Here is a 19,610-nt window from a genome sequence, read left to right on the forward strand (position 1 = left end):
AATACCAAATCATATAAGCGCAAGCAGCAAATGATGAGATCATAAAGCGATATTTAGTTTTCATACTTTCAACTCCTTTCGAGTAAGATTTTATATAAATAAACGTGATTGTTAATAAGTTCACTATGTACAGTTTCTATAGTAATAGATTCGTGTGAATTTCGTATGAACTAATTGTTTCAGCTTTTTGTCTTTTTTGCTGTTAATCATAATTATTATTCGAATTTAAAGTGTTTTTATTTTATTTATCCATTTGTATAAATTAATGTATATTTAAATTTATAGTTAAATTTATAGTTATTGAGGAGGATATATGGTGAACTTTGAAGAATTAGCAATTGCTAGACGTTCTGCAATGAAATTTATACAAGGTATAGAAATCTCTAATGAGGACTTTAAAAAAATATTTGAGTTAACTAAGCTTTCTCCATCTTGCTATAATTTGCAGCACACACATTATGTTGTAATTCGTGATCAAGAGCGAAAAGAAAGATTAAAAGAATTAGCTTTCGGTCAATATAAAGTATCGAGTGCATCAGCGGTAGTGCTCGTTTGTGGTGATAAAAAAGCATACCAAAATGTTGAAAATATTTACTTCGGTATGAAAGTTTTAAAAATGATTGATGAATGTGAATATGAAGATACAATTAGGCAAACGAAAGGTTTATATGAAGGAAAAGGAGAGCGTTTCATGGAGGATGAAGCGATTAGAAATGCTTCGTTAAGCGCGATGACTTTTATGTACGCAGCTAAATATTATGGCTATGATACATGTCCAATGATTGGTTTCGATGAAAAAGCAGTACAAAGTGAATTAAATATGCCGGAGCATATAGTACCTGTTTTAATGATTACGATAGGAAAAAGTGATACGACTAAAACTCGCCCACGAGGATATCGAAAGCCGATTAGTGAGTTTGTTACATACGAAACATTTTAATACAAAGCATAGATTACTTAAACAAAAGGGTTCTATTTAGACCCTTTTGTTTTGTAATTGACAAATAGAATGAAGTTATATAATATATAAATCGTAATCATTACGTTTTAGTTTGCAATCTTAAAAAGAAAGGAGAATTACATATGCGTGTAAATATTACACTAGCTTGTACGGAGTGCGGTGATCGTAATTACATTTCTAAAAAAAATAAACGAAACAATCCAGAGCGCATCGAACTAAAAAAATATTGTCCACGATTAAAGCGAGTAACGTTGCATCGTGAGACGAAGTAGAAGACTAGAGATATCTCTAGTCTTTTTTTGTTTATATTTTTTGGTTGTGTTTGTTATAATTACCTTAAATTGTAATAAAGGGAGCGGTATGATGAATCAAAAAGATAAAGAAAGAAAAGAGCAGGTGGCTCATATTATTAACATTCCAGATGATTATAGGCTTGTTGTAGATGATCAAGAAGGTGTGGATGACCCATATCATCTATTATGGTGGGAGCATAAAGCGGATGAGGAGAGAACAATACAGATTACGTTGAATAGACATACTGGTAGTTTAGTTGACCTTAGGATAGAGGATGAAAAAGCTTTTTCGAGCGGTGAGGAAGCGATAGAGGAAAATAAAGCAAGAGCGATTGCAAATACATTCTTAAAAAAATATACAAAAGAAGGATCTGAATTTTATACATATGTAACTGTTAAGGATGACAGGCGCAGTTGGAAAGAAGTAAATTATATGCAAGAAGTGAATGGCTATCCATTGCCGAATACAGGGTGTGTTGTGCGAGTTCATCCTTCAGGAAATATTGTGAATTTCCATTATAATGGACAAAAAGCGATAGAGAAAAAGCCGTCATGGCCAAGTGAAATTGTTGAGGAGAACGTCGTTTTAGAAAATTTGAAAGCTAGACAAGATATGAGACTTGTATTTGTAGATTTAACATACTCTTCGTGGGAGTATGAAAACGGGGAAGAAGTAAAAGGGTACCATCTTGTATATGAACCAGAGCCTAGTCATGCATTTATTGATGCAAGTACAGGCAAAGATTTATACGGGCCAGAACATTATAAATTACCTTCTACAGTACTTGTTGATAAACCGCTAAAGAGTAGTCAAAAAAAAGATGTGTTTGATTTATTTGATTGGGACAAGGGGAAGTTTGTCAAAATAGATGAAAAAGTAGATGAGGATGAAGTCCGGATAAAATTTGTATTAAAAGAAGAATTACAAAAAGAAATAGAAGAGAAGGATTCATATTCAATGGATGAGTTTTATAAAAAACATTTTCCAATGTTGAAACATGATGAATTCGTTGTAATTACTCTAGATAAAGAAACAAATCAATTGCTTTCTTTTTTTATGTGGAAGGATGAGAAAAAAAGGAAAACAATCTTATCAAGAGAGCAATGTTTAAGCAAGGCACTTCAATTTTTAGAGCATATTATCCCAGATGCGACAAAGTATGTTCAACTTTGGGATAATTATGAGGAGGAAGAGGGGATAGAGAGGTTTTCCTTTTCAATCTATGTAAATGACATTCATGTAGAGCGGAAATATATTATGATCAACATCAATGCAGAAAATGGTGCTGTGATGCACTACTCTGGAGAGTGTGGCAACTTTATAAAAGAATTACTTACATATGAAACAACACCAAAAGTAACAAAAGAAAAAGCATTAGAAATATACAGAGAGGCTATCCGAGTTAAATTAGAATGGTTTGTAGATCATGATGCAGAGGAAACCAAGTACAAACTACTGTACAAACAAACGACAGATGAAAAACATAAAGAACCTTTTGATTGTAGTCGAGAAATTCGTTATATTGATGCCAAAACTGGGAGAAAGATTTGGAGTAAGTAAAATAAAAAGAGTTATTTTTCAAAGAAAATAACTCTTTTTATTTTTATACTTTGCCTGTTCGTTTTTCAAAAGTAAATGTGATAGGAAGATGGGAAGAAGAATTATCACTTTTAAATATTACGTTCCATTCTTTAGTATGGGCTTTAATTTCAAAATTAAGAAGATTCATTGCTCTACGTTTATCTATTTCTAAAAACATATTATGAATTTCTGGTTCTTGCTGTAAATTAAAAGCTTTTAGTGTGACTGTAAATGTGAAAAAATTCTGCCCTTCATATACTATTTTTGATATTTTTGTTTTTTGTGTATTTAACAGTATATAAAAACGGTCTGATGGAGTTAATTGTACAGAGTCATCAGTAATTTCATTCTCGCTATTATGAAGTTCAACTAAGAAAGATGTACTATGGGAAGAATCTTTTTTGCTTGTAATCTGTAATTCAGTAGGAATCATCGGTATTTCATAAAAATCATTCCTTATTATGTTATTATAATCCTCTGAAAATTTACGGACTTCTTTTGGAAAAGAGTCTTCTTGTGTACTTAAAAAAGTTTTATGTTGATTTGGAGTTTTTTTACTAAAATTTAATGTTTCTTTAAAGTAATAATTGGAACCAGTTAAAAATAAAAAACTACAAATTAATAAAAAAATTCGATACGGATTTTGAAAGTGAAAGAACAGTAGTATACATGTAATAATTCCAATTACATAGAAAATAAAGATAAGTAGTTCTAGTTTTGAGTGAAACGAGAAACCATAGTTATGAAAAAAATTTATTCCAGTTATAATTTGAGCTCCAAAAAATAAAGAAATTCCAAATTGAAAAAATAATAAATCAGGCCCTCTTTTAATAACAAAAGTAATGAACGAAATGAAAAGTAAAAATACCCCTAAATAAATTGTTACATTTAATAATCGATCTAATGTAATCATGAATAGTGTCCCCTTTAATAGCATATTCATATAAATAACAATTTTATTTAATTATAATATAACGATAAAATATTTTAAATGTTGGAAGTGTTGAGTTTTATAAATAAACTGTACAGACACAAACAACCTCACGCCCACATACACATAATAAAGACCACTATTTTGGCGGAGGTGAAAGGTTTGAGTCTATTCGCCGCAATTGGATACATGGTTCGAGAAGTGTTTGTCTTTGTTTCTTATGTAAAGAATAATGCGTTCCCGCAGCCGTTATCATCAGATGATGAGAGAAAGTACTTAGAGTTAATGGAGCAAGGTGATGCTCAAGCGAGAAATCTTTTAATTGAACATAATTTACGGCTTGTAGCTCATATCGTTAAAAAATTTGAGAACACAGGAGAAGATGCAGAAGATTTAATTTCAATTGGTACGATCGGGCTCATTAAAGCGATCGAGAGCTATTCTGCAGGAAAGGGAACGAAGCTTGCGACGTATGCAGCACGCTGTATTGAAAATGAAATTTTGATGCATTTACGTGTACTAAAGAAAACGAAAAAAGATGTTTCACTTCATGATCCGATCGGGCAAGATAAAGAGGGCAATGAAATATCGCTTATTGATATATTAAAATCAGAGTCTGAAGATGTAATTGATATGATTCAGCTTAGTATGGAGTTAGAAAAAATTAAAGAGTATATCGATATTTTAGACGAAAGAGAAAAAGAAGTGATTGTGAAACGTTTTGGACTTGGGCTAGATAAGGAGAAAACACAGCGGGAAATCGCTAAGGCACTTGGTATTTCTAGAAGCTACGTATCACGGATCGAAAAGCGTGCTTTAATGAAAATGTTCCACGAGTTTGTAAGGGCAGAGAAAGAGAAAAAAGCGAAAGAGTAAAGTGTATTAGAAGCAGCCATATTTTAAAATGGGCTGCTTTTCTTATTGTAAATAAGAAAAGAAAACGCGTTATGCTAAGAAGAAATACATGTTCACTGTTGAAAATGACGGATTCTATCTGTAATATTAGAAGGTGCTAAATAATTTAAGAATAATACCATACTTAGTTTTCTGTATGTATAATAAGGCTGCTTTATATGATATGTGGGAATAAGAACCAATTTTACATATGATATAGAAAGAAAAGAAGGGAAAACTAAAGTTATAGACTGATTAGGGGGTTTCGCAATTTGCGACGTACATTATATCGACTTATGATAGAACTTACAAATGGTCGCTTTACTTCTTATATATTACGTAAATTTGCACAATCTCGTTTGAGCTCTATCATTATTCCATCGTATGCGAAAGTTTTTCAAATTAATCAAGATGAGATGGAAAAGGGTTTGAAGGAATATAGAACATTGCATGAATTATTTACGCGTAAGCTAAAAGAAGGAAAGCGTAGTATTGATGCAGATGCATCGAGTATCGTTAGTCCTGTTGATGGTGTTTTTGCAGATCATGGTCCTATTGAGGATACAAAAACATTTGATATTAAAGGAAAGCGTTATTCGATTGTGGATATGCTAGGTAATGAAGAACGTGCACAGCGATATGCAGGTGGTACATATATGGTTATTTATTTAAGCCCAAGTCATTATCATCGTATTCATAGTCCGCTTTCTGGTTCTGTGACTGAAAGATTTGTACTCGGTAGAAAATCATATCCGGTAAATGCAGCTGGTATGGAATACGGGAAAGAACCACTGTCAAAAAATTATCGTTCTGTTACAGAAGTAAGCAGTGATGGCGAGCATATGGCTCTTGTAAAAGTAGGTGCCATGTTTGTTAATAGTATTGAGCTTTTGCATGAGAGAGACACTGTTCAAAAAGGTGAAGAAATGGCATACTTTACATTTGGTTCAACAGTTGTGTTATTGTTTGAAAAAGATATGATAGAAGTAGTGCAGGAATTAAAGAGTGGACAAGAGCTTCGTCTTGGTGAAAAAATAGCTACTCGCTTAGCTCATAAATAAAGAAAAGCTTTTATAACCGTAAGTAAGAGTTATGGGCAAAGATACTTAATGATGAAATCCCCTAGATGGGAGTACTTGTTTATTCGAGAGCCATCGTAGGATGGCTCTTTTTACAGGGCATCCAATAATGTATCCTTTAACTGTTTAATTGGTACGGGCTGATTAAACTTTCACTCTATATGTAATCAAGATGATTTGACAAGCTTGTCCTCTAATGAGCGTCTAATGATTTCTTGTTTTATAAGTAAAATGAAGTCGGGATTTAATTTTAGTTCTTTTGCTTTATAATAAGACTCAGTGAGTAACTCAGTGGATAACTGTTCCATATGTTTTGTTTTCAAGGTGAGTCACCTCCTAATAATATAAGGATTGATTCGTTGATGCATTTAATGTACCAAAAAAATATGACAGCCACAAACGAGTGGTTATCCACATACCTAGGTGGATAAAGTGTGTATAGTTTGTTAGTAAATTCCAAATTAACTGAAAAATTAATGTGGAAAATGTGTACAATTTTATCCACAGGTTATATATCGAAAAATGTTGTCGAAAAATTTTATGAAAAATCCTCAAAGAGGTGAAAGAAATTGAAACTATTTTTACCAAATGAATATGTAAAAAATGTATATCATGTTCAACCAGAAGATTTAAAAAAACGTGGGATTAAAGGCGTTATTACTGACTTAGATAACACTTTAATTGAATGGGATCGTCCTAATGCAACGCCGCAACTTGAAAAATGGTTCTTGGAGATGAAAGAGCAAGGCATCCAAGTAACGGTCGTTTCAAATAATAATGAGCAACGTGTGAAAGATTTTGCTGATCCATTAGGTATTCCATTTATTCATAGTGCACGTAAACCATTTGTTCGCGCATTTAAGCGTGCGATACAAGAGATGCGTTTGCAGCCAGATGAAGTTGTAGTAATTGGAGATCAGTTACTGACTGACGTGCTTGGTGGAAACCGAGTAGGCCTTCATACAATTTTAGTTGTACCGGTGGCACAAACGGACGGATTAGTAACGCGCTTTAATCGAAAAATCGAACGAAGAATTATGAAAAATATGAAGAAAAAAGGTTTAATTAACTGGGAGGAATAAAGTTTGACTGAAACAATTAAATGTATTGGTTGCGGTGTAGAAATTCAAACAGAAAATAAAAACGAAGTGGGGTATGCTCCTGCCTCATCTTTAGAAAAAGAACAAGTCATTTGCCAACGCTGTTTTCGTTTGAAACATTATAATGAAATTCAAGATGTATCGTTAACAGATGATGACTTCCTACGCATTTTAAATGGAATTGGAAAATCAGATGCATTAGTAGTCAAAATTGTAGATATTTTTGATTTTAATGGTAGCTGGTTACCTGGCTTACATCGTTTCGTAGGGAATAATAAAGTATTACTTGTTGGAAATAAAGCTGATTTAATTCCAAAGTCAGTAAAACATGATAAAGTAAAGCATTGGATGCGCTATAGTGCAAAGCAGCTAGGATTAAAACCAGAAGATGTCTTTTTAATTAGTGCAGCGAAGGGACAAGGAATTGCTGAACTAGCAGATGCTATTGAGTATTATCGCGGCGGCAAAGATGTTTATGTTGTTGGATGTACGAATGTAGGGAAATCGACATTTATTAATCGTATGATTAAAGAATTTAGTGATGAGACTGAAAATGTAATTACAACATCTCATTTCCCAGGAACAACACTTGATTTAATTGATATCCCGTTAGATGAAGAATCTTCTTTATATGATACGCCAGGTATTATTAACCACCATCAAATGGCTCACTATGTTGGAAAACAAAGCTTAAAGCTTATTACACCAACAAAAGAAATTAAGCCGATGGTGTTCCAATTAAATGAAGAACAAACATTGTTCTTTAGTGGACTGGCACGTTTTGATTATGTAAGTGGCGGTCGTCGTGCATTTACTTGTCACTTCTCGAATCGTTTAACAATCCATCGTACAAAGCTTGAGAAAGCAGATGAATTATATAAAAATCATGCTGGAGATTTACTAAGCCCGCCAACACCAGAAGAATTAGAAAATATGCCAGAGCTAGTGAAATACGAGTTTAATATTCGTGAACCAAAAACGGATGTTGTATTCTCTGGATTAGGATGGGTTACTGTGAACGAACCGGGAGCAAAAATTGTTGCACACGTACCAAAAGGAGTAAGTGTTTCATTGCGTAAATCTTTAATTTAATATGGAGAGGGATTTATGAAACAATTATATGGTGTAATCGGAAATCCAATTGGACATTCACTATCACCCGTTATGCATAACGATGCATTTGAACACTTGAATATGGATGCCCATTATCATGCCTTTCTTGTTAAAGAGGAAGAGCTAGGGGAAGCAGTAAGAGGTTTAAAAGCATTAGGTATTTCAGGATTTAATGTAACAACTCCGCACAAAGTTGCGATTATGGATTATTTGGATGAGATTGACCCGCTAGCAAAACAAATTGGTGCGGTAAATACAGTGGTTCATAAGGGTGGAAAGTTGATTGGCTACAATACAGATGGAATTGGTTTTGTCCGAGCATTGCAGTCCGTTAGTAGTGAACCACTTCAAGAGAAACGTATTTTATTGCTTGGCGCAGGTGGTGCTAGTCGAGCGATTTATTTTTCTCTTGCCGATGTAGGTGTGAAAGAGATTGATGTAGCCAATCGTACAGTAGATAAGGCGAAAGAACTTATTGCTGCATGTACGGCTACTGTTCATTCTGTTCCTTTATCTTTAGAAAAAGCAACAGAAGAGCAAGGGAATTATGATATTATCATTCAGACGACAACGATAGGTATGCATCCACGTGTTGAACATACGCCGTTACAAATTTCTTCGTTAAAAAAAGGGACGATTGTATCAGATATAATTTATAACCCATTTGAAACGAAAATTTTATGCGAGGCGAAAGAGCAAGGTGCAATCATTCAAAATGGTATTGATATGTTTGTTTATCAAGGTGCACTTGCGTTTGAAATGTGGACAGGCCGCGCGCCAAATATCGAACGAATGAAACAATTAGTTATAAGAAAGCTTGGAGGCTAACATATATGTTAACAGGAAAACAAAAAAGATTTTTACGTGCACAAGCACATCATTTAACACCAATTTTTCAAGTAGGAAAAGGCGGAGTAAATGAAAATATGATTAAACAAATCGCAGATACTTTAGAAGCTCGTGAGCTATTTAAAGTAAGTGTGCTACAGAACTGTGAATTCGATCGCCGTGAGGTTGCAGAAGAACTTGCAAAAGGTGCACGTGCTGAAATCGTTCAAGTAATTGGAAGCACAATCGTTTTATACAAAGAATCAAGAGAAAATAAACAAATTAAGCTTCCTCGATAAAAAGACTAGCATGCGCTATTTTTATTGCTGATGCGTAATGATGTACAGAGCGAAACCAATTGAACTTTTATTAATAGCAACTCTCTTCATTCCTAACCGAGGAGAGTTGCTGTATGTAAAAGGAAGGGGCGTTTCTTTTGAGAAAAATTGGCATCATTGGCGGTACATTTGATCCGCCTCACTATGGACATTTGCTAATTGCAAATGAAGTATATCACGCTTTGAACTTGGAAGAAGTATGGTTCTTGCCAAACCAGATTCCGCCACATAAACAAGGGCGGAATATTACAAGTGTGGAAAGTCGTTTACATATGTTAGAGCTCGCGACTGATGCAGAAGAACACTTTTCTATTTGTTTAGAAGAGCTAAGTAGGAAGGGCCCATCTTATACGTATGACACTATGTTACAATTGACGAAGAAATATCCGGATGTGCAGTTTCACTTTATTATTGGTGGGGATATGGTTGAGTATTTACCGAAGTGGTATAACATTGAAGCTTTACTTAATCTTGTAACGTTTGTTGGAGTTGCAAGACCTGGGTATACATTGCATACACCATATAAGATTACTACAGTGGAAATTCCGGAATTTGCAGTTTCTTCATCCTTATTACGTGAGAGATATAAGGAGAAAAAAACATGTAAATATTTACTTCCTGAAAAAGTACAGGTATATATCGAGAGGAATGGGTTGTATGAATCGTGAGAATGCACTGCATATTGTCAAACAACAAATGCATGAAAAACGTTATATACACACAATTGGTGTAATGGAGACAGCGATTGAGCTTGCTAAGTTATACGGTGTGGACGAGAAAAAAGCAGAGATGGCAGCTATATTCCATGATTATGCGAAATGTAGAGCAATTTCAGAGATGGAAGAGATTATTAAACGTGAAGATTTGCCGAAAGATTTACTTTGCTATAACAAAGAGTTATGGCATGCACCTGTTGGGGCATACTTAGTAGAAAAAGAAGTAGGCATTACGGATTCTGAAATTTTGCAAGCTATTACATATCATACAAGTGGTCATGAGAACATGACGATGTTAGATAAAGTGATTTATGTAGCTGATTACATTGAACCGGGGCGAAAGTTTCCAGGAGTGGAAGAGGCTCGTAAACTCGCATATACGGATATAAATCAAGCTTTATTATTTGCGTTAAAGAGAACAATTCAATTTTTAATGGAAAAAGATCAGACGATTTATCCATTAACATTCCAAACATACAATGCAGTTATCAAGGAGGAAATGAGTAAATGAACGATAAAGATTTATTAGTATTAGCGGCAAAAGCAGCTGATGATAAGAGAGCAGAAGATATGGTTGTCCTAAATATGCAAGGTATTTCACCAATTGCAGATTATTTCATTATTTGTCACGGTAATTCAGATAAACAAGTGCAAGCAATTGCACGTGAAATTAAATCAAAAGCACATGAGTTCCAAATCGACGTACAACGTATGGAAGGATTTGACGAAGCACGTTGGGTATTAGTTGATCTTGGAGATGTAGTTGCTCATGTATTCCATAAAGATGAGCGTAATCACTATAATTTAGAGCGTCTATGGGGCGACGTGCCACGTGAAGATATTACAGAAGAGTTAGGCCAATGAAATACGAACAATTTGCATTGTTGTACGACGAACTAATGAATGATGTCCCTTATGATAAATGGGTGGAATTTACAGAGGAAAGTTTACAGCAGGCAGATATGAAAGAGGTAAAAATTCTTGATGTAGCATGCGGTACGGGTAATGTAACCCTTCCGCTTGTGCAAAAGGGTTACGATTTAATAGGTGTCGATCTTTCAGAAGAAATGTTAACAGTCGCTCAGCAAAAACTAGGAGGAGAGGGATACTTTATTCCTTTTTATCAACAAGATATGCGCGAGCTTGATGTTCCAGGTGAGTTTGATTGTGTAACCATCTTTTGTGATTCATTAAATTATGTATTGCAAGAAGATGGAGTACAAGAAACATTTAGAAGAGTATCTCACCATTTACGTCAAGGTGGTTTGTTTTTATTTGATGTACATTCTTTATATAAAATACATCATGTATTTCAAAATGAAACGTATACAGTAAATGGAGAAGAAATATCTCTTATTTGGAATTGCTTCCCTGGTGAAGAATCAAATAGTGTAGAGCATGATTTAACATTCTTTGTTCAAGATCCGGAAGAAGATGTGTACCATCGGTTTGACGAATGTCACGTGCAACGTGCATATCAAGTGGAAGAGTTAACGAAATGGCTTGAAGAAGCAGGTTTTACAGTGCTTCGTGTAACAGGTGATTTTGAGCGACTTGAAGTTACAGAACAAACAGAGCGTATTTTCTTCATGGCGAAGAAAAACGGATAAAACAAAAGCAACCGAGAAGGTTGCTTTTGTTTTATAAAGAAGATATATTTTTAGTTCTAGCATAATCTGAAGATTGTATGCGTAAAGTGTGGGAATAGTAGTTGAAGTGAAAATGTATTGTAAAAAAGTAAGTATTTATAAAAAGGATTTGGAATGAAAATGACGTATTTATTATGTGTGTTTATTGAATTGCTGATCAACGCATTCTAAATCTTCATCAAATTTTTCATGTGTTCGCTCAATTAACTTATGGAACATATCTCCAACGTGTTCTTCTAAAACCCGGATGCCTTCCCCAGTAACGCCGCCTTTCACGCAAACCTTTTCTTGTAAGGTAGGTAATGTGAAGATTTCTTTTTCAAGTAATTTCCCCATCCCCACGACCATTTCACTTACTAAAGTAGTAGCCTCTTCGTGTGTAATATTTGTTTTATCTACAGCAGCGTTAATGAAGCATTGTAGTAAATAACTAAAGAAAGCAGGACCGCAACTTGCTATATCAGATGAAACGCGCGTTATATCTTCTTCTATTACAAGAGGTGTCGAAATATTTTTGAATAGACGAAGTAGTTTTTGTTGCCATTCTTCAGAGCAATTATCTCCAAATGTAAATAGTGAGGCGCCAGAGAGCGCGCGATTTGTGATACTTGGAATGATACGCGCGACGTGGCAAGGTACGAGAGTCTCTAATTGTGATGGAGATATTGGACTTGTAATAGAAACTAAGCACGTGTCATCAGAAAAATGTTCAGTGTATTTTTTTAGGATAGGGTATATATCTATCGGCTTAACACAAATAAAGATCAGTTGTGATTGTTCGATTATTTCCGGGATAGTTTTTGCTATATGAACAGAAGGGTATTTTTCTTTTATATGATATGCTTTGGCAGGCGTCCGATTAATGATTGTAAGGCACGAAGGTTTGGCAGCACGGGTTTCTAAAAATGCATCGATTAGTATATTCCCCATGTTTCCTGTCCCTATAATTCCTATGTTCAAAGTTTCATCCCTCCTTCGTAACAGCTTTCTCCTAAACAATATGAATGATGTTATAAATTTATGATTAGAGGTGTAAAATGATGTGGGATTTTCCGAAAAAGTGGTTAGGTTTAGTAGCTATTATTGGAACTTTACTTTTTCTTGTTTTTTGGAAAACGAATCAGAGTGTAGAACGAACGCCTATTACAATGAATGTACAAGAGAAGGATATAGAAAAAAAGAGTAAACCGAAAATGTCGGATACAAAGGAACAGAAAAGAACAATTATAATTGATGTGAAAGGAGCGGTTAATAAAGAAGGGGTATATGAAATGGAGGAAGGAGATCGCGTAAAGGATGCGGTTCAAAAGGCTGGTGGTTTTTTATCAGAGGTAGATATGAAAAAAGTGAATTTAGCACAAATTGTACAAGATCAAATGCTTCTTTATATACCGAGTAAAAATGAGTCAGAACAAGGGATGCTTACTTCTTCTAAGGAAGATGGCAAGATTCGAATAAATACAGCGGCGAAAGAGCAATTAGAAAAAATTACAGGGATTGGCTCTAGAAAGGCAGAAAGTATTTTGAAATATCGAGAAGAGCATGGTCCGTTTCAGAAAATAGAAGATTTATTAGAGATTGATGGGATTGGTGCGAAATCTCTTGAAAAGATAAAAGATCAAATTATTATTCCGTAAAAGATTGACGAAGTTTTTCTTCTTTCGCTACACTACAAGTAGACAAAAAAGTAGGTGAAAATATGGAACGAATTTCATGGGATCAATATTTTATGACGCAAAGCCATCTACTATCGTTACGTAGTACATGTACAAGGCTTGCGGTAGGAGCAACAATCGTTCGCGATAAACGAATTATTGCGGGTGGATATAATGGTTCAATTAAAGGTGGTGTACATTGTATAGATGATGGTTGTTACGTAATCGATAATCATTGTGTTCGGACAATTCATGCCGAAATGAATGCTTTATTACAATGTGCCAAGTTTGGTGCGAAAACAGAGGAAGCAGAAATTTACGTTACGCATTTCCCTTGTTTACAATGTTGTAAGGCAATTATTCAAAGTGGTATTACAGCGGTTTATTATGCGCAGGATTATAAAAATCATCCATACGCCATAGAATTATTCGAACAAGCGAATGTAACAGTGAAGCACGTTCCGCTAGAATATGATATTGCTGCATTAGAGGAGCAAAAACGTTATAAGGAGTTAAAAGAATTATTTGCGCCTTTAGAAAAAGATAATTTATCAATGGAAGAATTACAGCATGTATTCACGAAAGCAAAAATGATGCTATAAGGAGTGAGTATAAGTTGCAGGAACAATGGGGGTATGTTGCAATCTCGTTTATAATAGGGGTTGCAATTGCCTTTTCCTCGTCACTTTTATTGATAGTTTTTTGCCTCTTTTTAAATGTTTTCTTCTGTTTATATCGCACTTCGCGTAAAACCTTCATTTTTTGTATTGTAGCGTGCTTTAGTAGCGCTATATACACTTCCTATGTTCAAACGTGGAATAAGCCTCTAGGGGAGTCCTATGGAGTTACAAGAGGGGTTATACAAAATACACCGCTTGTTAATGGGGATCGCCTATCTTTTCAATTTGAAGATCAGAATAAAAATATAGTGGAGTTAAGTTATAGAATCAAATCAGCCTTGGAAAAGAAAAAAATGCAACAATTATACATAGGGATATCATGTGTATTCGAGGGTGAGAGGAAAGAACCGGAAACAGCTCGGAATTTTCATGGTTTTAATTACCGTGATTATTTATACAAACAACATATTTATTTCACATTTGAGGCTACATATATTTCTGAATGCTATAAAACATCACTATCGCTCACGCAATGGATTCTTCTTTTGAGGCAACAAGCAATCTCGAAAGTTACAGAAATGTTTCCAGAGCAATCAGGTGCTTTTATGAATGCATTACTATTTGGTGATAGACAACAAATGACGTTTGAAGTGGAAGAGCAATATCAACAATTTGGTCTTGTACATTTGTTAGCAATTTCAGGTTCGCACATTGTATTGTTAATGGTGATAGTATATTTTATTTTGCTAAGAAGCGGTGTGACAAGGGAGGTAGCAACAATTTGCCTTATCGTTTGTATTCCTTTGTATATGGTTTTAGCAGGGGCGTCACCCTCTGTTATAAGAGCTTCTATAACAGGAGTTTTGATGTTGATTGCTTTTATGTGCTCGATTCGTTTATCTAGTTTAGATGCTTTAAGTGTAACAGCTATATGTATGCTTATATATGACCCTTATCTTGTTTTTAATATTGGATTTCAGTTTTCTTTTGTAGGTAGCTTCGCTTTACTTTTGTCTGCTCCGTTATTGTTAGGGAGTAGCAACGGAGTAATCCGAAATTCTATTTATATTTCTATCATTTCACAGCTCGTTAGTACTCCGATTTTGTTATATCACTTTGGTTATTTTTCTCCATATAGCATTCTCCTCAATCTCTTATACGTTCCGTTTTTATCTATCATTGTATTACCATGTAGCATTATTATTTTACTGTGTATGCCAATTGTCCCGTTTCTCGCAAAAGAATTTGCGGATATATTATCAATAGGCTTGAGTATGTCTAATGATTTTCTGAGTTATTGTGAAAGTTTACCATTTACCCAGCTTATTTTCGGGAAAACGCCCTTCAATCTTGTAGCTGTATATTGCGCGAGTATTGTCAGTATATTGATGGTTTGGGAAAGGAGAGCGCCGAAAAAAATAGTTTGTATAGTTGCCAGTGTATTTCTTTTTATTAGCACATGTCATTATGTATATCCATATTTTAGAGGAAGCGGAAGTGTAACATTTATTGATGTTGGACAAGGTGATGCAATATTAATTCGCCTTCCGTATGATAAAGGAATTTATCTTATTGATACAGGTGGAACGCTTCGTGTGAATAAGGAAGAATGGCAGCAAAAAAAGCATGAATTTTCTGTTGGGAATGATATTTTAATACCCTATTTACAAAAAGAAGGTATTAAAACAATTGATAAATTAATCGTAACGCATGGAGATGCAGATCATATAGGTGCTGCGCAAGAATTATTATCATATATACCTGTAAAAGAAGTGGTATTTGGCCGGAAGGGAAAAGATGCAGTATTAGAAAAAGTAGTAAAGAAACAGGCATTAGAAAAGGAAATGAAAATAACTGAAGTGGGGGAAGGGGAGAATTGGAGTGTAAATGAAGCAGAATTTTTCGTTTTAGCTCCAAAAGGAAAAGAAAAAAGCGAAAATAACGCTTCAATTGTAATATGGGCAAAATTTGGAGGGCTGAAGTGGCTATTTACAGGCGATTTGGAAGAAGACGGGGAGAAGATTTTAGTAGAGGCATATCCAAATTTACGAGTAGATGTTTTAAAAGTTGCTCATCATGGGAGTAATACGTCATCTATAGAGCCTTTTTTGAACGTCATACAGCCTCGTGTAGCGATTATATCTGTTGGTAAGCAGAATAGGTATGGACACCCGCATAAAGAAGTGATAGAGCGTTTTGAGAAGATGGGGAGTGCGATATGGCGCACGGACGAGCAAGGTGCTATTTCCTATGTTTTTAAAGGGAAAAATGGAACCTTTAAAAGTAAAATCACATATGATAAAACACATAATAGATGAAAAAGAGAAGACTGCCATGAAGTGGCAGTCTTTAAGAACCGATAAATTTAATAACAGTTGCAATGATGAAAAGTGTTGCGAAAAAACCAAATGAGACGATAAATCCTACCCCTGAATCAATAGCGTCATTGCGTTTACTTTGAACGTTTTGTTCAAAATCATTCATTTAGAATCCCTCCCCAACATTCCACTTTAGTATAAAATATTGTCAGAAAAAAATCTACAATTTCCATATGAAGAGAAAACGAGCTTTTTTGTTACTTTTAAATCATGAAGTAATGTGAGTTTTTCGTTTCCAAGCATGTTAACAGTTGGCACTTATACTCAAATTTTTATTGTGAATAATAAAGGGAAGGTGATTACCGCACACCAATAAGAAACCCGGGGCTTATTGCGTGGCGTTTAATATAAATAAAGGGACGGGTTATAAAGCCTGTTCCTTTGTACTTGTAAAACAAAAGCTAGGGCATTAGTATAAATATATATTGCCAAGTTAGGGAGTAGGAAAAAGTATGAGTGATATACATAAAAAAATTAAAAAGAAACAGTTTGCTCCGTTATATTTACTATATGGAACGGAAGCTTTTTTTATAAATGAAACGATAAAGCTTATTACGACAGAAGCACTTGAAGAAGAAGATCGAGAGTTTAATGTTGTGACATATGATTTAGAAGAAGCGTATTTAGAAGATGTGGTTGAGGATGCGCGTACGCTTCCTTTCTTCGGAGAACGGAAAGTACTGTTAATAAAGTCACCGCTATTTTTGACTTCGCAAAAAGAAAAGTTAGAGCAAAATATAAAAATTTTAGAAGAATACATTGGTGAACCTTCCCCATTTTCTATTCTTGTTTTTGTTGCGCCTTACGAAAAACTTGATGAGCGAAAAAAAATTACAAAACTATTAAAGAAAACAGCAGATGTAGTAGAAGCAAATGCGATGCAAGTGCAGGATGTTCAGAAGTGGATTGTTGCTCGTGCAGATGAAGTACATGTGCATATTGATAACGCGGCTGTTAGTTTGTTGCTAGAGCTTGTGGGGAGTAATGTAACAATGTTGGCGAAGGAAATGGACAAGTTAACGTTATACGTTGGTATGGGCGGAGAGATTACGACGAAACTTGTTGCAGAGCTTGTGCCAAAATCAGTTGAGCAAAATGTATTTGCTTTGACAGAAAAAGTGGTGAAAAAAGATATTGCAGGTGCAATGCAAATTTTGGATGGATTATTTACGCAGCAGGAAGAACCGATTAAATTGCTTGCGTTATTAGTGAGTCAATTCCGCTTGTTGTATCAAGTGAAAGAGCTACAGCAACGTGGTTATGGCCAAAATCAAATTGCATCTCATATTGGTGTACATCCGTATCGTGTAAAGTTGGCAATGAATCAAACGAAGTTTTTCTCTTTTGAAGAATTAAAAAAAGTGATTATAGAATTAGCGGAAGCTGATTATAGTATGAAGACGGGAAAGATGGATAAGAAGCTTGTGCTCGAGTTTTTCTTAATGCGATTAAATCATATGTGATGACACAAAAAAGTTCATGTACTAAGTATATGAACTTTTTTGTATATAAAAAAACGATCCAAATGGATCGTTTTTTAAACGCCTTACGCGTTTACTTGTTTCGCTAAGCGAGATTTTTGACGAGCTGCAGCGTTCTGGTGGATAAGACCTTTGCGAGCTGCTTTGTCAAGTTTTTTAGAAGCAGTTTTGAAAGCTTCTTTAGCATTTTCAAGATCGTTATTAGTAACTAAAGCTTCTACAGTTTTAACAGCAGAACGCATGTCAGACTTGATAGAAGCGTTATGTGCACGACGCTCTTCGCTAAGTTTAGCGCGTTTGATAGCAGATTTGATGTTTGCCATACTTTTCACCTCCCTGGTGCAATCGAATGACTCGATTCTTACATAGAACAAGTGATATTCTATCAAACGGTGAAGAGAATTGCAATAGTATATCCATGAAATTTCACGTAAAGGAAAGAATGACCTTATATAACTTTGGGAAATCTAACGATATTTACTATGAATTACGGAGGAGATACGATGAAAGAACCATTAGATTTAAGTAAATATAGCATTAGAACTGACCTAGCTGTAGAAGCTCATCAAATGTTGCAAGAAAGCCAAGAAGAACAAAAAGGGATACAGGGAGTTATTGTAAAAGAGAGGGAAGAAGAAGGTACTATAATTACAAAAGTAACAATTGATGAGGCTGCCTCTGAAGCGATGGGTAAAAAGCCTGGAAATTATTTAACGCTTGAAGTTCAAGGTATACGTCAGCAAGATACAGAACTTCAACAAAAAGTGGAGCGTATTTTTGCAAAAGAATTTTCTTATTTCTTAGAAGAGATTGGCGTTACAAAAGAAGCAAGCTGTTTAATTGTAGGTCTTGGGAATTGGAATGTAACACCAGATGCTCTTGGACCGATAGTTGTAGAAAATGTATTAGTAACGAGACATTTGTTTCAATTACAGCCTGAAAGTGTAGAAGAAGGGTTTAGGCCTGTTAGTGCAATTCGGCCGGGGGTAATGGGGATTACAGGGATCGAAACGAGCGATGTTATTTATGGGATTATTGAGAAGACGAACCCGGACTTTGTAATTGCGATTGACGCATTAGCTGCCCGTTCTATTGAACGAGTAAATAGCACGATACAAATTTCTGATACTGGAATTCATCCCGGATCGGGGGTTGGGAATAAACGTAAAGAACTAAGTAAAGAAACATTAGGTATCCCTGTTATCGCAATTGGTGTTCCGACTGTGGTCGATGCTGTTTCGATTACAAGTGATACGATTGATTTTATTTTGAAACATTTTGGCCGGGAGATGAAAGAAGGAAATAAACCTTCACGATCTTTGTTACCAGCGGGATTTTCATTTGGAGAAAAGAAAAAATTAACAGAAGAAGATATGCCGGATGAAAAGAGCAGAAATATGTTTTTAGGTGCTGTTGGTACGTTAGAAGAAGAAGAAAAAAGAAGGCTGATTTATGAGGTGCTATCTCCTCTTGGTCATAATTTAATGGTAACCCCAAAAGAAGTAGATACTTTTATTGAGGATATGGCGAATGTAATAGCGAGTGGTTTAAATGCGGCGCTGCATCATCAAATTAATCAAGATAATACGGGAGCATATACACATTGAGGGGAACAGATGATTATCGTTTGAGTCGCTTTACGCTTTTGTGTATATGTAGTGTAGCTTTATGTTTACTTATGATGATAGCAGGAGTGGCACTTGCTAATCATGGTTTGAAAAGTATGAAAGGCTATCAGCAATTGTCATATGAACAAATCGCTCATATGACAGGGACAGAAAGTACAGGTGCTGAATCAGAAATTTTGGGTAGCTCGTTTTCGGCCTCAGAAAAACAACAACAATTAGAACGTTTAAGAAGTTTTAATGTTGTAGAAGGAATTGGGATGGCTGTAGCAAGTGTAGCTTATGAAATGACGAAGTTCGGAACGGATATAGTTGTTGGGAAAATAAAAGAAATTTTTAGCTAAGAGTAACATGGGAGAAGGTTGTT

General features: G+C 34.9%; 24 protein-coding genes. 19 read left to right on the forward strand and 5 right to left on the reverse strand.

Going from position 1 to position 19,610, the window contains the following annotated elements; genetic code table 11:
• Nucleotides 1-313: 313 nt before the first annotated feature.
• The 3 genes from ACTFRH_RS14840 to ACTFRH_RS14850 all read left to right on the forward strand — a co-directional run bounded on the left by ACTFRH_RS14840 (nt 314) and on the right by ACTFRH_RS14850 (nt 2,815).
• Nucleotides 314-940 (forward strand): nitroreductase family protein, encoded by a 627-nt coding sequence (locus tag ACTFRH_RS14840; RefSeq protein WP_000245986.1) that lies wholly within the window; start codon nt 314-316, stop codon nt 938-940.
• 143 nt (nt 941-1,083) lie between these two features.
• The gene (rpmG, locus tag ACTFRH_RS14845) at nt 1,084-1,233 is read left to right on the forward strand and encodes a 50S ribosomal protein L33 (RefSeq protein WP_001265617.1); all 150 of its coding nucleotides are present in this window, start codon (nt 1,084-1,086) and stop codon (nt 1,231-1,233) included.
• 88 nt (nt 1,234-1,321) lie between these two features.
• Nucleotides 1,322-2,815: a YcdB/YcdC domain-containing protein gene (locus ACTFRH_RS14850; protein WP_003302734.1), complete on the forward strand. Its 1,494-nt coding sequence runs from the start codon at nt 1,322-1,324 to the stop codon at nt 2,813-2,815.
• 43 nt (nt 2,816-2,858) lie between these two features.
• Here the strand turns inward: ACTFRH_RS14850 and ACTFRH_RS14855 are convergent, their stop codons facing one another.
• Nucleotides 2,859-3,779 carry a hypothetical protein gene (locus tag ACTFRH_RS14855; protein ID WP_003302736.1) on the reverse strand — a complete coding sequence of 307 codons (921 nt, stop codon included), beginning with the start codon at nt 3,777-3,779 and terminating at the stop codon, nt 2,859-2,861.
• Between the two features lie 150 nt (nt 3,780-3,929).
• Between ACTFRH_RS14855 and sigK the strand changes: the two genes are divergently transcribed.
• Nucleotides 3,930-4,643: an RNA polymerase sporulation sigma factor SigK gene (gene sigK / locus ACTFRH_RS14860; RefSeq protein ID WP_000051382.1), complete on the forward strand. Its 714-nt coding sequence runs from the start codon at nt 3,930-3,932 to the stop codon at nt 4,641-4,643.
• A 290-nt stretch (nt 4,644-4,933) separates the two neighbouring features.
• Nucleotides 4,934-5,722 carry a phosphatidylserine decarboxylase gene (locus tag ACTFRH_RS14865; protein WP_001254988.1) on the forward strand — a complete coding sequence of 263 codons (789 nt, stop codon included), beginning with the start codon at nt 4,934-4,936 and terminating at the stop codon, nt 5,720-5,722.
• A gap of 185 nt (nt 5,723-5,907) precedes the next feature.
• Here the strand turns inward: ACTFRH_RS14865 and ACTFRH_RS14870 are convergent, their stop codons facing one another.
• The gene (locus ACTFRH_RS14870) at nt 5,908-6,063 is read right to left on the reverse strand and encodes a sporulation histidine kinase inhibitor Sda (protein ID WP_000850094.1); all 156 of its coding nucleotides are present in this window, start codon (nt 6,061-6,063) and stop codon (nt 5,908-5,910) included.
• Nucleotides 6,064-6,309: 246 nt separating this feature from the next.
• Between ACTFRH_RS14870 and ACTFRH_RS14875 the strand changes: the two genes are divergently transcribed.
• From ACTFRH_RS14875 to ACTFRH_RS14910, 8 genes are all read left to right on the forward strand, one after another.
• Complete coding sequence (locus tag ACTFRH_RS14875) at nt 6,310-6,822, forward strand: YqeG family HAD IIIA-type phosphatase (protein WP_000765314.1); 513 nt, start codon at nt 6,310-6,312, stop codon at nt 6,820-6,822.
• 3 nt (nt 6,823-6,825) lie between these two features.
• On the forward strand, nt 6,826-7,932 hold the full coding sequence (gene yqeH / locus ACTFRH_RS14880) for a ribosome biogenesis GTPase YqeH (protein WP_000140800.1): 1,107 nt from the start codon (nt 6,826-6,828) through the stop codon (nt 7,930-7,932).
• Nucleotides 7,933-7,947: 15 nt separating this feature from the next.
• Nucleotides 7,948-8,781 (forward strand): shikimate dehydrogenase, encoded by an 834-nt coding sequence (gene aroE, locus ACTFRH_RS14885; protein WP_000812084.1) that lies wholly within the window; start codon nt 7,948-7,950, stop codon nt 8,779-8,781.
• 5 nt (nt 8,782-8,786) lie between these two features.
• On the forward strand, nt 8,787-9,080 hold the full coding sequence (gene yhbY, locus ACTFRH_RS14890; protein WP_000955224.1) for a ribosome assembly RNA-binding protein YhbY: 294 nt from the start codon (nt 8,787-8,789) through the stop codon (nt 9,078-9,080).
• A gap of 137 nt (nt 9,081-9,217) precedes the next feature.
• Nucleotides 9,218-9,787 (forward strand): nicotinate-nucleotide adenylyltransferase, encoded by a 570-nt coding sequence (gene nadD, locus ACTFRH_RS14895; RefSeq protein WP_001226043.1) that lies wholly within the window; start codon nt 9,218-9,220, stop codon nt 9,785-9,787.
• Nucleotides 9,777-10,346, forward strand: coding sequence for a bis(5'-nucleosyl)-tetraphosphatase (symmetrical) YqeK (yqeK, locus tag ACTFRH_RS14900; RefSeq protein WP_001078477.1), 570 nt, complete (start codon nt 9,777-9,779; stop codon nt 10,344-10,346). The genes nadD and yqeK overlap by 11 nt, the downstream gene beginning before the upstream one ends.
• A complete protein-coding gene (gene rsfS, locus ACTFRH_RS14905) occupies nt 10,343-10,699 on the forward strand; it encodes a ribosome silencing factor (RefSeq protein WP_000998173.1) in 357 nt (118 codons plus the stop codon). The genes yqeK and rsfS overlap by 4 nt, the downstream gene beginning before the upstream one ends.
• The gene (locus ACTFRH_RS14910) at nt 10,696-11,445 is read left to right on the forward strand and encodes a class I SAM-dependent methyltransferase (protein ID WP_000873073.1); all 750 of its coding nucleotides are present in this window, start codon (nt 10,696-10,698) and stop codon (nt 11,443-11,445) included. Before rsfS ends, ACTFRH_RS14910 begins: the two co-directional genes overlap by 4 nt.
• Nucleotides 11,446-11,616: 171 nt before the next feature.
• Here ACTFRH_RS14910 and comER read toward each other — a convergent pair whose 3' ends face one another.
• On the reverse strand, nt 11,617-12,444 hold the full coding sequence (gene comER / locus ACTFRH_RS14915; protein ID WP_001020536.1) for a late competence protein ComER: 828 nt from the start codon (nt 12,442-12,444) through the stop codon (nt 11,617-11,619).
• Nucleotides 12,445-12,521: 77 nt separating this feature from the next.
• Here comER and ACTFRH_RS14920 point away from each other — a divergent pair, with 77 nt between their 5' ends.
• The 3 genes from ACTFRH_RS14920 (at nt 12,522) to ACTFRH_RS14930 (ending at nt 16,077) form a co-directional block, all read left to right on the forward strand.
• The gene (locus ACTFRH_RS14920; RefSeq protein ID WP_000989933.1) at nt 12,522-13,121 is read left to right on the forward strand and encodes a helix-hairpin-helix domain-containing protein; all 600 of its coding nucleotides are present in this window, start codon (nt 12,522-12,524) and stop codon (nt 13,119-13,121) included.
• A gap of 62 nt (nt 13,122-13,183) precedes the next feature.
• Entirely contained in the window at nt 13,184-13,741 is a 558-nt protein-coding gene (locus tag ACTFRH_RS14925) for a ComE operon protein 2 (RefSeq protein WP_000439771.1), read from the forward strand.
• A gap of 14 nt (nt 13,742-13,755) precedes the next feature.
• Nucleotides 13,756-16,077: a DNA internalization-related competence protein ComEC/Rec2 gene (locus tag ACTFRH_RS14930; RefSeq protein ID WP_001157842.1), complete on the forward strand. Its 2,322-nt coding sequence runs from the start codon at nt 13,756-13,758 to the stop codon at nt 16,075-16,077.
• Between the two features lie 31 nt (nt 16,078-16,108).
• Here the strand turns inward: ACTFRH_RS14930 and ACTFRH_RS14935 are convergent, their stop codons facing one another.
• Complete coding sequence (locus ACTFRH_RS14935) at nt 16,109-16,243, reverse strand: YqzM family protein (protein ID WP_000997609.1); 135 nt, start codon at nt 16,241-16,243, stop codon at nt 16,109-16,111.
• Between the two features lie 346 nt (nt 16,244-16,589).
• On the opposite strand from ACTFRH_RS14935, the gene holA reads away from it, so the two are divergent.
• Nucleotides 16,590-17,600 carry a DNA polymerase III subunit delta gene (gene holA / locus ACTFRH_RS14940; protein WP_001279923.1) on the forward strand — a complete coding sequence of 337 codons (1,011 nt, stop codon included), beginning with the start codon at nt 16,590-16,592 and terminating at the stop codon, nt 17,598-17,600.
• A gap of 83 nt (nt 17,601-17,683) precedes the next feature.
• Here holA and rpsT read toward each other — a convergent pair whose 3' ends face one another.
• Nucleotides 17,684-17,941 (reverse strand): 30S ribosomal protein S20, encoded by a 258-nt coding sequence (rpsT, locus tag ACTFRH_RS14945; protein ID WP_001274011.1) that lies wholly within the window; start codon nt 17,939-17,941, stop codon nt 17,684-17,686.
• A 180-nt stretch (nt 17,942-18,121) separates the two neighbouring features.
• Here rpsT and gpr point away from each other — a divergent pair, with 180 nt between their 5' ends.
• On the forward strand, nt 18,122-19,225 hold the full coding sequence (gpr, locus tag ACTFRH_RS14950) for a GPR endopeptidase (protein WP_000662623.1): 1,104 nt from the start codon (nt 18,122-18,124) through the stop codon (nt 19,223-19,225).
• Entirely contained in the window at nt 19,222-19,587 is a 366-nt protein-coding gene (locus ACTFRH_RS14955; protein ID WP_001215036.1) for a YqxA family protein, read from the forward strand. The genes gpr and ACTFRH_RS14955 overlap by 4 nt, the downstream gene beginning before the upstream one ends.
• Nucleotides 19,588-19,610 lie beyond the last annotated feature (23 nt).

This window comes from Bacillus cereus group sp. MYBK216-1, from assembly GCF_051916495.1.
GTDB classification, from domain to species: Bacteria; Bacillota; Bacilli; order Bacillales; family Bacillaceae_G; genus Bacillus_A; species Bacillus_A thuringiensis_K.